Origin of the sequence: Acinetobacter sp. WC-743, assembly GCF_000335555.1 — a bacterium.
Lineage (GTDB): Bacteria > Pseudomonadota > Gammaproteobacteria > Pseudomonadales > Moraxellaceae > Acinetobacter > Acinetobacter bereziniae.
Map to the genome: position 1 here is coordinate 56,562 of NZ_AMFQ01000060.1, position 14,465 is coordinate 71,026.

Genomic DNA, 14,465 nt, shown 5'->3' on the forward strand with positions numbered 1-14,465 from the left:
TGCAACGCTTAGATAAAGCCTGAAAATTCAGGCTTTATCTCTATCAATTCACTTTCAACATAATTTTTAAGAAATAATTCCCTCATGTTTGCTCAAGCTGATTTTTGAGTGAGCTTGAGAACTTAACTGATACTTTAATGTCTCATTTTCCTGCTTTAGATTTTTTATTTTAAAAAACTGGAACAATAGCCCGATATAAGCAATAACAACGATCACAGAAACATAAATGGCTAAAAAACTGATACTAGGGTTTAACAATTTTGTCAGAAACTCTTCAAACATTTTCGATTCCTTTTTATTTTCGATACATTATTCGACACACAATATAGGCAAAGTACCTCAAATCTTCAAAAAAAGAAATCATTCCTGTATTAATCTAGAACCATTCTCAAGTCTAACAAATCGTTACTTGAGCTCTTTTGTAAATTTAGGCAACTTAACACCAGATAATGAAAGAGATATTCCAACATGGCAAGCCCTGCGCAAGCAATTCGACATCAACTTTTAAATACATTTTTCTCCCGTTATTCCGTTTGGTTCATTTGTATTTTTCTCTCGTTATTTTTAACTTGGATTATTTTTTTTAATGAAGGTCATTATATCTATTATTTCTTTTCAGACACCGTTCTGAATTTAGCATGGGTTGTTTTCTCGATCCTTGCTGCGATAGGTTTTGCCGACATTATTCAAACACAACATTCTATTCTAAGAAATTACCCTTTGATGGGACATTTTCGCTTTTTCTTTGAAGATATACGCCCTGAAATCCGTCAATATTTTATTGAATCTGATAATGATGCTTTACCCTTTTCACGTGCACAACGAAGTCTTGTTTATCAACGTGCCAAAAATGAAAATGCAGACAAACCCTTTGGTTCAATTATCGATGTATATCAAGAAGATTATCGTTTCTTAACTCACTCGATGACACCTAAAACTCCCGCTGACTTTAATACATTCAGAATCAGTATCGGCAATGATCAATGCACTCAACCCTATAGCGCATCGATCATGAATATCTCTGCAATGAGTTTTGGTAGTTTAAGTGCTAACGCTATTTTGGCTTTGAATACAGGCGCAAAAAAAGGCAACTTTTATCATGATACTGGTGAAGGAAGTCTAAGCCCTTATCACCTCAAACCAGGTGGTGATATTGTTTGGGAAATTGCCAGTGGTTACTTTGGCTGCCGAACTTTAGATGGCAAATTTGATCCTGAAAAATTCAAGCAACAAGCGGCTTTGCCCCAAATCAAAATGATTGAAATTAAACTGTCACAAGGCGCAAAACCGGGTCATGGCGGAATCCTTCCAAAAGATAAAATTACTAAAGAAATCGCTGAAATACGTGGTGTTTCAATGGATGTTGACTGTGTTTCACCAGCGTCGCATTCAGCATTTAGTACACCGATTGAAATGATGTACTTTATTCAGCAATTACGTGAATTATCGAATGGTAAGCCTGTCGGATTTAAACTATGTATTGGTCAGCCTTGGCAGTTTATGAGTATTGTCAAAGCAATGTTACAAACCAAAATTGTACCTGACTTTATCGTTGTGGATGGTTCAGAAGGTGGTACAGGTGCAGCTCCAATTGAGTTAATTGATCATATGGGAACACCTTTGCGTGAAGGTCTACTGTTTGTTCACAATACCCTCGTTGGCGCAGGTTTACGCTCCCAAGTTAAAATCGGGGCAAGTGGTAAGATTATCAGCGCCTTTGATATTGCAAGTACGATGGCAATGGGTGCAGATTGGGTTAATTCCGCTCGAGGCTTTATGTTTGCAGTTGGCTGTATCCAAGCTCAAAGCTGCCACACCAACCAATGCCCAGTAGGTGTCGCAACACAAAATAAAGAACGCCAAAAAGCACTTGATGTTCCATCAAAAGCAGATCGTGTATTCAACTTTCAAAAAAATACCTTAAAAGCACTGGCTGAAATGATTGCTGCAGCAGGATTACAACACCCAGCTGAAATCAAAGCACATCATCTTGCGCAACGTATTAATGACCGTGAAATCAAGAATTATGCTCAATTGCACTTTTGGATGAAAGATGGTGAGTTATTGTGTTGTGAAGATAAAGATGAAGAAAATTTCTATTTTAGAATGTGGAATTTAGCAAGCGCTGAACGCTTTTAAACAACCAGAACTAAGCATCTGATTAAGGAGATCATCATGATCTCCTTTTTTCGATGTTAAATCCTGTACGACTTGGTCGTGCAATTGCAGCTAGATGTACGGGTTTAAAATTGCCTTGCTTCAATTCTTTAAGATTTACCATTTGAAATAATTCAACGGATTGATATCCCAAATAAGCATAAATATCTTTGCTGAATGAAAATTTTAAGAAAACAGCATAACAAAATTGAAAATAATAATAGCCTGCTATACTGATAATAAATGCAACACAGGCTGCAAAAATATCAAATAAGATAAAGCTAACTAAAACAATAAAACCTAATATTAATCTTAGAGTTTCCATATATTTTTCGTGGTTACTTTGTGGGAATGGCGGTCTTTGTAATACCTGTAGCAACTCCTCATCTATGGTTAAATACTGATGATAATCATAAATCAACCAAGCATATTGACCTGTTGAATCCGCTCGTTGAGAAATGATCATCTCTATCTCAGTACCTTGAACAAAGTGGAAATCATCTAAATAACTATAGAAATTTGTTCCTTGCAGATTAAATCTCACTTCAGTTAAAGCATCAGGATATGCAGTGGTTGATTCCCTCTTTTCTATTATATATTGATCCAATATTCCAGAAATGGATTCCACTTTAAATTTGGCAAGTTCATGTTGAGTTAAACCAAACTGGACCAATTTTTGAGTGTGCTGCGCTAATTGAGTTTTTAATTCTCTATCATTTCGACCAAGCCTCAATTGATTGATTAAGCTTAAATCATACAATTGATCAAACTCATAGAAATATGAATTCGTGAGTTTTAAACTGTCTAAAGTTCTTTTACTCAAGACAGGTAGCTTTAACATATGAAACAAAGCTTCAATATTGCTGGTTTTTTGTCGATTTAATTTTAGACATTCAAAAATAAAGTAAACAAAGCAACTGACCAAAGTCAGTATTGCCAAATGCATAAACGTATCAAAATAATAAATAGTTCCATCCATAAAATATTGATAAAAAGGATATACAACGACAGCAAACAACAAAACAGCCATGCTAAAACTGAATGATTTACGCAAATTCAATACTGCATCAAAGTGATCAACTGATTGAATCTGATCATTCAAATAAAGTATTTGCTTGGTTTTATTGAATACCGCATATATATCCTTATCCAAAGAATTAAAAATTACTTGGACATCATCGTGTAATTCAAAAACTTGTGATTGTATTTTCGTCCCACGATATTTTCTTTTTTCAATTTTTAAGATGAATATCCCTGTTGCTGTATATTCTACAAAACTAATATTTCCACTTTCTTCAGCAAGATTATCTATATGCATCATTTCTTATAAGCTTAAATTCTATCTAAAGATATTGTTTAACCATATCTTTTTCATATTAAAAACAGCAATTGATTATAACCCGAATATTGATGGATACTGATAACAAAATAAAGTTTTAAATCATCATTTTTCTACACATTACATTTTAGTTTAAAATATCAGTACCTGGTCATTTTACATCTACCAGTAAATGCTCACCTATCACATTTCATCATCCAAACAGGAGGATAAATGGTTAAAAACATATCAACATTTTCTCAGATTCCTCACTCTATAAAAAAGCAGAGAAAGAACGAATTTTAAATTTAATCAGGTGTTGAAAAAAGTGAACAAATAAAGTCTGTAGTTATACAACACATGAATTACTTAAAGACTACGTTTAGTTGGATAAAAATTATGCAAAATAACAAACACGCATCAAAAGAATATCAACTCATGCACTTTTTAAAATACTTATCCATCGGCATGACTCTTACAATGTCATTACATTGTTATGCTACTGTGGGAGGGGGTCAACACATTGAAGTACTCGGCTATGAAACAAAAGAACAAAAACTTTATTTACTCAGACATTTTGAAGATGAAAGTGGACGCCTAGCACAATTATATTATTACCAGTTAAATAGCAAATCACCAGATCGTTTGATTGAAGTTAAATCCCTCTACGTTCATCCTAAAACTCACCAAATTGATTATGATCAAGATGGTACTCAATTTGAAAAAGACCTCGCGAAAATAAAAAAGCGATTGATACCTCTGCTTACTGGCAATGCCAATACGGCAAAAATTCAGATCGTGAAAAGTCAAACACGATACGTTCCTGCTTGGCATGATCAATCAGAAAAGATTCCTCAGTATAAAACATTATATAGGGTTAGCACTGCTACGTTAAAAAGCAGCAATCAACAAGCACTACAGTATGCACAAACAATAAAAATCACACAAAATTATGTCATACCTAATCAGAATAAGATGTTAGTTATTGTCAAATATTACGGTATTCCTGAAGAAACAGGTTATGATATTGAAGATCCTGTTTTATTATTACCTGCAAAATGATGAGGCAAAAATGTCAAAAATAATCGCATCAAGCATTTTACTGATGTTCAGTTGTGCAGCTTTCGCAAATGATTACAGCAATATTACGCTGCAAGTTCTCGGTTATGATTCAAAGACTAAACATGTATTTGTTGTTGAAAATTCAAAAAGTTATTCCTTTCCTAAAGTTTACTATTATCCCCTAAACGAGAAAAAGTATGATTTGCCAAAATATGATGAAAGATTCTCTGCAATTAAAGACCAAGCCACATTTAATCAAGCATTAGTCAAGATTCATACCCAACTTAAGCCACTTAAAGCATTAGATGTGCGTGATTTTAAGCTTAATTTACTTGAACAAAATGTCTCATCAGCACAAGGTACAGAATCATTGAGTAAAGTATACAGCTCAATATTCACAGTTCTGAATGCCGAAAATCAAAGTAAAGCAATGAATTTAACTAGTTACAACACTGACATTAAACTGAAACAAGCTTTTGAACTACCAAAAAACAAAGGTACTCTGATTACTTTTGAATCTCTGAGCTTACCGTTTGATGAGGGGTATACACGTGAAGAAGTTGTGATTCTTTTCCCTAATGGTCAGCTTCCTCAATAAGTAAAGCCTCTTAGGAGGCACTACTATAAAATAAACATATCATCATCCATCAATTTTATTTGGCGTCATTAAAACATTCTTAACATACAATAAATCCATATCCATCTTACTTTCCTGTAAGTTGTTAAGGATTGAATCCTCATGATTACTCAAGGAATATGCTTTTAATTTTCTAAAATTCATATTTAAAACTCATTACATCTCGCCCCCCAGATGAACGTTATCAAGTATAAAATTATACTAACAAAGTATCATTTACCTCTAAAAATCATGATCTAATAATTAAGTTTAAATAAAAAATAAACGTTTTATATGCTTTTTATCTGTTCTCGATCCAATGATGTGAAACCGCAATCACTTTATAAATTAAGGAAAAGTTATGAAATTTGAAATCAACAACCCTAAAAAAACTGCACTGTTGATCATAGACATGGAAAACGATTTTGTTAAACCTGATGCATCTATGTGGGTCCCAATGGCAACAGAAATTGTTCCCAATATAAAAAGTTTAGTTACCATAAGCAGAGAAAAAGGGTTAACAATAATCTATACAACTCATGTACATCAAAAAGACCGAAGCGATATGGGACTAATGTCAGATTTTTGGTCTCCGATAGATCAACAATCAGCTTTGGTAGATCACACCGAAGGTGTTGAAATTTACCCTGATCTTGCACCGCAAAAAGATGAGATTGTTATTAAAAAAAATCGTTACAGTGCTTTCTACAACACCGATTTAGATCAGTATCTAAAAAAATTAGGAATTGAGACGCTTATTATTACAGGAACAGTAACAAATATGTGCTGTGAATCGACTGCCCGTGATGCACATTTTAGAAATTATAAAGTGATTTTTGTATCTGATGGTACAGCCACTATGGATCATCCCGATCTGGGTGCTGGAGCAATGAGTGCACAAGCGGTTCAAAAAGCGACTCTAACAAGCCTTTCACTCTGTGTTGCAGAAATTGCATCAACACATGAGGTGATAAAAAGATTATCGTTTTTTCGTTGAACAATACATAGATAAAGCCTGAATTCAGGCTTTATCTATAAACATGCGAATAATTGAAAATTAGGCAGCTGAACGTTCAGCGATTGGAACAACTTTACGAAGTTCTGGTCCTGTATAATCCGCACTTGGACGAATAATACGATTGTCTGCACGTTGTTCCATGACATGTGCAGCCCAACCAGTAACACGAGACATCACAAAAATTGGGGTAAACAATTTAGTCGCAATATCCATAAAGTGATAAGCAGATGCATGGAAGAAGTCTGCATTACAGAACAATTTCTTCTCACGCCACATCACTTCTTCACAACGAACAGATACTGGATAAAGTACTGTATCACCTACATCTTTTGCTAAACGCTCAGACCAAATTTTGATAATGCCGTTACGAGGATCGTTGTCTTTATAGATCGCATGACCAAAGCCCATGATTTTTTCTTTACGCTCAAGCTTGCCCAGCATTTCACGCTCAGCTTCTTCAGGAGAGGTCCAGTTTTCAATCATTTCCATAGCCGCTTCATTTGCACCACCATGCAATGGACCACGAAGTGAACCAATTGCACCTGTAATACATGAATGCATATCAGACAAGGTTGATGCACAAACACGTGCTGTGAATGTAGATGCATTAAACTCATGCTCAGCATAAAGAATTAACGAAACATTCATCACTTGTTCATGCAATTCATTCGGTTTCTCACCACGAAGTAAATGCAGGAATTGAGCGCCAATTGAATCATCATCGGTATTTTCTTCAATACGCACGCCATCATGGCTAAAACGATACCAATAACAAATGATTGCTGGCAAAGTCGCTAGAATACGATCTGCAACATCTTGCTGTTGTTCAAATGACTTTTCTGTTTCAAGATTACCTAACATTGAAACGCCTGTACGCATCACATCCATTGGGTGTGAGTCAGCAGGAATACGTTCCAAGACTTCTTTTAACGCTTGTGGTAATTGACGCAAAGATTTTAATTTTGCCTTATATGCAGCCAATTGTTCTGCGGTCGGTAATTCACCAAAGAAAATCAGATAAGCAACTTCTTCAAATTGGCAATTTTCTGCAAGGTCTTGCACATCGTAACCACGATAGGTTAAACCTGCGCCACTTTTACCTACAGTAGAAAGTGCTGTTTTACCAGCAACTTGACCGCGCAGTCCTGCGCCTGTGAGTACTTTTCCTTCAGCCATTTTATTATTTCTCCTGCGTGAACAGCTTGTCTAGAGTATTTTCAAAAGTGTGATAATCAAGGAATTCGTAAAGCTCTTTACGTTGTTGCATGGTATCCAATACATTGACTTGAGTACCATTTTCACGAATAGATCGAAAAACTTCGAGTGCAGCTTTTTGCATTGCACGTGTTGCAGATAATGGATATAGCACCATGCTAATGCCCTGCTCACCTAACTCTTCAGTGGTGTAATACGGGGTATCACCAAATTCGGTGATATTGGCAAGTACAGGTACACCTACTGCATCACATACGGTTTTATACATAGTGATGTCCGTCATGGCTTCAGCAAATATTGCGTCAGCACCCGCTTCAACACAGGCACATGCACGGTCAATAACCGCTTGTAATCCTTCTTTTTGTAAGGCATCTGTACGTGCCATTACGACAAAGTTTGAATCGGTTTTAGCATCGACTGCTGCTTTAATACGATCGACCATTTCTTGCTGAGAAACGATTTCTTTATTTGGACGGTGCCCGCAACGCTTTTGCGCCACTTGATCTTCAATATGAACAGCAGCAGCACCTGCACTAATCATTTGTTTTATTGTACGTGCAATATTAAAAGCACCGCCCCAACCTGTATCAATATCGACCAATAATGGTGTGTCTACACGTTCTGTAATACGGCGAACATCTTCCAATACATTGTCTAAGCTCGTCATCCCTAAATCTGGTAAACCATATGAATAATTGGCTACCCCAGCACCTGAAACATAGATTGCTTTATAACCCACTTGTTTCGCCATCATTGCGGCATAGGCATTGACTGTACCAATGATTTGTAATGGTTTTTCCACTTCTAGCGCTTGTCTAAATCTTAAGCCTGCAGACGTTTGTTGTGTCATATTCCCTTCCACAGTGGTCACTTGTTTATTGAGTTTTGAGTATAGCCATAATTTGTAAATCGCATATGACCATTTAGGTATATTACTCTAAAACTTTAGTCAAAGAAAAATGAATTTTGATTCATTTTTTCAGTTTAATGCACAATTTCTAACCAAACAAGACAAATCAATACTGACAAAGAAATTTATTGACATTTTTGCTATAATAATTAAAACGTACTTTTTATTCGCAATTTATGAACCAAGATTTAGCACATATTGAAGCCTCTGGATGTGATTTTCCACAAACAAAACGTGGTCATGAACGTCGTTTGGCATTATTGATTAGTGCAAATCAACTTTTTTTGGAACATGGTTATGATGCGGTGTCACTCGATGACATTGTCAATCATGCGGGTGGTTCAAAGGCGTCGATTTATAAGTATTTCGGCAATAAAGAAGGTCTATTTACCGCAATTTGCGATTATCGCCGTGATCTTTTTTTTAAAGATATCTGCCGACCGTTCAACCCATCATGTAATGATCTTCGTGCTTATCTAATTACCACCTTAATCACCTTCTATAAGCATATGATCATGCCCGATAACATTGCATTTATACGTCTGATCTTTGAACGCTCACAAAAAGATCCACAATTGGCACTCTATATTCATGAAAAGGGTCCCAAACAAGTCCAACTTTCGATTGCCAGTGCTTTAGAACGTTATGCAGAAAACCAAAAACTGGTCTGTGAAAATCCACTTTATTCAGCACAATTCTATTTTGGCATCCTTAGAAATTTAGAATGGCGAATCTTGATGGGGATTGAGATTAAAGATTCTGATCAAGAAATACTCGATTGCATCAGTTATTGCGTAGATCGCTTCCTACAAGGGCATCAAAAGGTCTAATTTTTTTGCGTTTTCATATTCATATAGTATATTAGATGATTCTCCTTTTTATTTTCATCAACCAACAATGAATTGTTGGTCAATTCGCTATTGGCTTTGACTAGACAATTATTGTGGAGTAACCATGGCTCTACGACATTTTCTTACTTTACGTGACTTATCCACTGCTGAACTGAATCGCATCATCGAACGCGCTATAGAGTTAAAGCGAAAACAGCACAATAACGAAGTATTCCAACCTTTTGTTGGAAAAGTCATGGGGATGATTTTTGAAAAGTCGAGCACCCGTACTCGTGTCTCCTTTGAAGCTGGTATGAGCCAGTTTGGTGGCAGTGCAATTTTTCTATCATCTCGTGATACACAGCTTGGACGTGGTGAGCCGATTGAAGATTCAGCTCGTGTCATTTCTAGCATGCTTGATATCGTCATGATTCGTACTTTTGGTCATGATATTGTCGAACGTTTTGCTGAATATTCTTCTGTGCCTGTGATCAATGCATTGACCGATGACCATCACCCATGCCAGTTATTGGCTGATGTACAGACCTTTGTTGAACATCGTGGTTCAATTGAAGGAAAGACAGTGGCTTGGATTGGGGATGGCAATAATATGTGTAACTCCTATATTGAAGCAGCACATATGTGGGGTTTTAAATTAAAAATTGCTTCGCCAAAAGGTTATGAACCAAAACCAGAATTTCTTTCTGAGTTTGCCCATTGTGTTGAACTGTTTGAATCTGCTGAAGATGCTGCTGTAAATGCAGACCTCATAGTCACCGATGTTTGGGCAAGTATGGGACAAGAGGAAGAACAAAAAATTCGTGAAAAAGCTTTCGCTGCTTATCAGGTCAATGAAAAATTGATGGATTTAGCACATCCTGATTGTTTATTTATGCATTGTCTTCCTGCACATCGTGGTGAGGAAGTTTCTGAAAATATGTTGGATCATAAAAATGCAGTGGTGTGGGATGAAGCAGAAAATCGCTTACATGCACAAAAAGCATTGGTTGAATTCTTGATCAATGAAAACTTAAAAAAAGATTAGTTTTCTAAAGTTATGATCAAATCATATCTATAAAATAAGCACCTCAATCGGTGCTTATTTTTTATCTATCGATGCTAATCAATAAACTTCAAATTTTAATATCCACTAAATCGCTTGAATACACCTAGAAATGCCTGATTGAAAAGAAATTAACTAGATTTTATTTTTCCAATACGATAGATGTAAATTATATGATCATAAGGATAACAACATCGCCATGAAAAAATTAATACTGTGTAGTTTGTTGGTTAGTGTCGCTTTTCCTTTAAACGCTAAGAACTTGACCATTACGCTTGATCTGTATGAAAGTTATGGCACAATGAATCAAGAACAAAAAAACAGCTTATTTAATCGTCCAATTGTAGGTGAAGCATTTTATCTGCCTCGACATAGTATTGTGGGTGTCACTGGTAGCATAAAAAAATGTGGTTTTTTAAGCTTTCCCTGTTTTAAAAAGAAATCCAAGCAAATTCAAATTAATGCAGTCAAAAACTTAGCAACAAATACGCTGACCTTTCAGGTTCCACTTTCTACTGGTACTCTATATAAATTAGAAAGCTTTACTGTGATAATTCCATTTAAACATAATATAAGTTCATCTGATGGACTTGTTATTCGTGCAAGCGGATCTGAGCATCATCGGTTGATTCAACCAGTCTCTATAGGTAATGGCTTTGAAGGTTTAAAGGGAACGCTCAGTTTTAGTCAATCTGGATTTTCAACTCTTGATACTGTTGCAGGCGCGATAGATCCAAATCAGACGCCGCCCTACCAGTTTTTTAAAACACATCCATATTTAGGGTATTTTACCAACCAAAATATCAGAGCAATTCCAAACTATATTTCGAGTGATCTAAAATCACCTTATCCAGCGGAAATTGCAAATTTGGAAAAAATCTACTCAGCAAAGCGCTTTGATGCTCAGCTAGACGGTCATCAATTTACTGCTGTAGAAATAAGTGCCAAGCAAAAAAAGGATCTAAAATGTAAAAGTACTTTTGGGGATTACAAATACACGTTATTTTTTATTGATGGACAGCTCAGCTATTACAGTACAACTCTCGCTGACATGAGGACATGTGAAACTCGCTATACCACAGCGATTTGGAATGAGCATGGTGAAGTATATGATTATCAAGTACATAAATCTTCAAGTGCCCAACCATTTCAATATGGAGGATGGCGGAATACATGCAATATAGAAAACAATTCAAATATTGGTTTTTGCAATATACAACCACCTGATCAACACGCTTTAAAGCATTTTGAAAAAGAAGCAAATCGAGTTCTGCATTTTTTCCCAATACCTTAACATAGGTGAATGATGTAAGCTTTTGATAAAAGTAAGTCACAACACTGGTACATATTGTTTGATTGAGTATAATAAATCCATATTTTTAATAAGTGTATTATTCAAATGAATTTCAAAATAATATCTTTATCGATCACTACTTTTTTACTCACTCAATCGATCCCAAGTTATGCAACTGAATTGGATGACTATTTAATTCAAAATCAACTTATTGAACAAAATTACAAAATTAAGGATTCAAAAAATTTAGATGATGTTTTAAATGCCTTAAGTGATGAGGATTCACGTGTACTACCCGTTCAAATTGACCAAAATACTGTGATCGAAAAAATACGTTTGTATCATGATCACATTGATCTCGAAGGACTTATTACATCCGAAAATTTCAAACAGTTTGCTGATAGTATGGGGAAAGAAAAAACTCAGCAATTTCTCATGCAAGGTATGCTTGAAAACTGTGGTTTAATTTTTGAAAATGAATTCCAAAGACGAAATCCCTATTATGTGAAAATGAAACTAAGTTCAGCAGAAAAAGTATATGAGCTAAAACTTAAAAATGATCAATGTCAATTTTAAAATTGACATTTCCACGCTTCAACAGTTTGATAGAACAAGATGTTGAAGCGATATTCCCAAGAAACCCTGTTTATCTATGTTTTAAAAAATAATTTACAAATATGTTAAAATTGAAATAATTTTCAATATTTTAGCTAACTGTAACAATTTTGTCATGTAGAATACTTACTATGCCCATCAAGGTCGTTAAGACAGTTTCAAATGACGCAGATCATGCCCGCTTCAAAAAATTTATCCTCAACTGAATTTCAACACAGTTCAAGTAGCTACATCAATCGTGAAATTTCATTGCTAGAATTTCATAAACGCGTATTGGCACAAGCCAAAGATAAAAATCATCCCTTACTTGAACGTTTAAATTTCTTAATTATTTTTTCACGTAATTTGGATGAATTTTTTGAAATTCGTGTAGCTGGACTCATGAAGCAAATTGACTTCAAAACCATTACTAGTGCGCCTGATGGTATTCCCAATGAAGTGATCATTGAACAAATCTCAGCAAGTGCTCACCTTGCGATTCAAGAGCAATATGACACTCTAAACCACATACTGTTACCAGAACTTGAAAACTATGGCGTTAAATTCATCCAATATCACAATATCTTAGAAAAACATCTGGATTGGATTAAGCACTACTTCTTTAAACAAGTTCAGCCTGTCGTTACCCCTATCAGCTTGGATCCAGCACATCCATTTCCTCGACTGGTCAATAAAAGCTTAAATTTTATTGTCACCTTAGAAGGAAAAGACGCATTTGGTCGACAAATTGAATTGGCAATTGTTCCTGCTCCACGTTCATTACCGCGTGTGGTGCGTCTACCTGATGAACTGACAGGTGGCGAAGAACATTATATTTTGCTGTCTGCAATCATCCAACAACATATCAGCGATTTATTCCCAGGAATGACTGCAACGGGCTGTTACCAATTTCGCGTGACACGGAATGCTGATTTGACACTCGCAGAAGATGTTGATGACCTCGCTGTTGCTTTGAAAGACGAGTTATCCTCACGGCGTTTTGGTCGTGCGGTTCGATTAGAAATTGCTGACAATTGTCCTCATTCAATCAATCATTATCTTTTAGAACAGTTTGATCTTGATCCACAACACCTATATCAAGTGAATGGTCCTGTTAATTTGACCCGATTAATCACCAACTTTGATATTCCTGAATTACGTTTTAAACCTTATCAAGCTGTTATTCCTAAAGCACTTCGAAATTCGAATAAAATCTTTGAAGTACTGACTAAGCAAGATGTACTTTTACACCATCCGTTTGATTCATTTAAACCCGTCATTAACTTATTGCGTGAATCGGCACAAGATCCAAACGTACTTGCCATCAAGCAAACCTTGTACCGTAGTGGACCTGATTCAGAAATTGTACAAGTGTTGGCAGAAGCTGCTCGCAATGGCAAAGAAGTTACGGCAATCATTGAATTGCGTGCTCGCTTTGATGAAGAATCCAATATTACAGTGGCTAATATTTTGCAAGAAGCTGGTGCAGTTGTGGTTTATGGAATTGTTGGCTACAAAACCCACGCCAAAATGATTTTAATTGTACGGCGAGAAGCTGGAAAACTAAAACGTTATGTTCATCTTGGCACGGGAAACTATCATGCTGGAAATGCGCGTATGTACACCGATTACGGTTTACTCACGACACATGAAGAAATCTGTGAGGACGTTCATAAAATCTTCCAAGAACTAACTGGTATGGGGAAACTGTTAAAGCTGAAAAAATTATTTCATGCACCCTTCACCTTACATGCACAGCTTTTGCATTTAATTGAACAAGAAACAGCACATGCCAAAGCAGGTAAAAAAGCCAGAATTATCATTAAAGTAAATGCTTTAACTGAACCAAAACTCATCTCAGCATTGTATACAGCCTCACAAGCTGGTGTAAAAATTGATTTGATCATACGTTCAATCTGCTGTTTAAGACCGCAAATACAAGGGCTTTCCGAAAATATTCGCGTGCGTTCGATTGTAGGACGCTACCTGGAACACACCCGAGTTTATTATTTCTATAACGATGGTCAGGATGAGTTGTATTGTGCCAGTGCAGACTGGATGGGCAGAAATCTGTTTTCACGTGTTGAAACCTGCTTCCCAATCGAAGATAAAAAACTTAAAAAGCAAATCATTGACTATGGTTTACTCAGCTATCTAAAAGACAATGTTCGCGCTTGGGAATTAGATGCAAATGATCAATGGCATGCAATAAACCCAAAAGCTGCAGAAGAAGTACATATTGCACAACAAGTGTTAATGCAACAACGTACACTTCCAACCACAGCTTAAACAACAATTACTTCACTTAGCAAAATCATATGTATTCTCCAGCCTTTCTTTTATCTTTTAGAAGAAAGGCTATTTTGATTAACTCAGATGAAGTGCTGA

13 protein-coding genes are annotated in these 14,465 nt (G+C 35.8%); 9 read left to right on the top strand and 4 right to left on the bottom strand.

The genetic code is table 11. The annotated features are described in order from the left end of the window. Positions 1-66: 66 nt before the first annotated feature. A complete protein-coding gene (locus tag ACINWC743_RS07670) occupies positions 67-282 on the bottom strand; it encodes a hypothetical protein (RefSeq protein WP_009585007.1) in 216 nt (71 codons plus the stop codon). A gap of 186 nt (positions 283-468) precedes the next feature. Here ACINWC743_RS07670 and ACINWC743_RS07675 point away from each other — a divergent pair, with 186 nt between their 5' ends. Next, positions 469-2,139 carry an FMN-binding glutamate synthase family protein gene (locus ACINWC743_RS07675; RefSeq protein WP_004830921.1) on the top strand — a complete coding sequence of 557 codons (1,671 nt, stop codon included), beginning with the start codon at positions 469-471 and terminating at the stop codon, positions 2,137-2,139. 34 nt (positions 2,140-2,173) lie between these two features. Here the strand turns inward: ACINWC743_RS07675 and ACINWC743_RS07680 are convergent, their stop codons facing one another. Beyond that, entirely contained in the window at positions 2,174-3,478 is a 1,305-nt protein-coding gene (locus tag ACINWC743_RS07680) for a hypothetical protein (RefSeq protein ID WP_035300637.1), read from the bottom strand. Positions 3,479-3,913: 435 nt separating this feature from the next. Here ACINWC743_RS07680 and ACINWC743_RS07685 point away from each other — a divergent pair, with 435 nt between their 5' ends. The 3 genes from ACINWC743_RS07685 to ACINWC743_RS07695 all read left to right on the top strand — a co-directional run bounded on the left by ACINWC743_RS07685 (position 3,914) and on the right by ACINWC743_RS07695 (position 6,150). Continuing rightward, positions 3,914-4,537, top strand: coding sequence for a hypothetical protein (locus tag ACINWC743_RS07685; protein WP_035300652.1), 624 nt, complete (start codon positions 3,914-3,916; stop codon positions 4,535-4,537). 10 nt (positions 4,538-4,547) lie between these two features. Then, positions 4,548-5,135 (top strand): hypothetical protein, encoded by a 588-nt coding sequence (locus ACINWC743_RS07690; RefSeq protein ID WP_009585015.1) that lies wholly within the window; start codon positions 4,548-4,550, stop codon positions 5,133-5,135. A gap of 379 nt (positions 5,136-5,514) precedes the next feature. Continuing rightward, a complete protein-coding gene (locus ACINWC743_RS07695; RefSeq protein ID WP_009584969.1) occupies positions 5,515-6,150 on the top strand; it encodes an isochorismatase family protein in 636 nt (211 codons plus the stop codon). Between the two features lie 60 nt (positions 6,151-6,210). Here the strand turns inward: ACINWC743_RS07695 and prpC are convergent, their stop codons facing one another. Both prpC and prpB read right to left on the bottom strand, forming a co-directional pair. Then, entirely contained in the window at positions 6,211-7,347 is a 1,137-nt protein-coding gene (gene prpC, locus ACINWC743_RS07700) for a 2-methylcitrate synthase (protein WP_009585013.1), read from the bottom strand. Positions 7,348-7,351: 4 nt separating this feature from the next. Next, positions 7,352-8,236 (bottom strand): methylisocitrate lyase, encoded by an 885-nt coding sequence (prpB, locus tag ACINWC743_RS07705; RefSeq protein ID WP_004830929.1) that lies wholly within the window; start codon positions 8,234-8,236, stop codon positions 7,352-7,354. Between the two features lie 236 nt (positions 8,237-8,472). Here prpB and ACINWC743_RS07710 point away from each other — a divergent pair, with 236 nt between their 5' ends. The 5 genes from ACINWC743_RS07710 (at position 8,473) to ppk1 (ending at position 14,366) form a co-directional block, all read left to right on the top strand. Further along, the gene (locus ACINWC743_RS07710) at positions 8,473-9,126 is read left to right on the top strand and encodes a TetR/AcrR family transcriptional regulator (RefSeq protein ID WP_005029173.1); all 654 of its coding nucleotides are present in this window, start codon (positions 8,473-8,475) and stop codon (positions 9,124-9,126) included. A gap of 124 nt (positions 9,127-9,250) precedes the next feature. Beyond that, a complete protein-coding gene (gene argF / locus ACINWC743_RS07715; RefSeq protein WP_004830931.1) occupies positions 9,251-10,171 on the top strand; it encodes an ornithine carbamoyltransferase in 921 nt (306 codons plus the stop codon). A 217-nt stretch (positions 10,172-10,388) separates the two neighbouring features. After that, positions 10,389-11,483 (top strand): hypothetical protein, encoded by a 1,095-nt coding sequence (locus tag ACINWC743_RS07720; RefSeq protein ID WP_009585014.1) that lies wholly within the window; start codon positions 10,389-10,391, stop codon positions 11,481-11,483. 105 nt (positions 11,484-11,588) lie between these two features. Further along, positions 11,589-12,059, top strand: coding sequence for a hypothetical protein (locus ACINWC743_RS07725; RefSeq protein WP_009585008.1), 471 nt, complete (start codon positions 11,589-11,591; stop codon positions 12,057-12,059). A 201-nt stretch (positions 12,060-12,260) separates the two neighbouring features. After that, the gene (ppk1, locus tag ACINWC743_RS07730) at positions 12,261-14,366 is read left to right on the top strand and encodes a polyphosphate kinase 1 (protein ID WP_009585017.1); all 2,106 of its coding nucleotides are present in this window, start codon (positions 12,261-12,263) and stop codon (positions 14,364-14,366) included. Positions 14,367-14,465 lie beyond the last annotated feature (99 nt).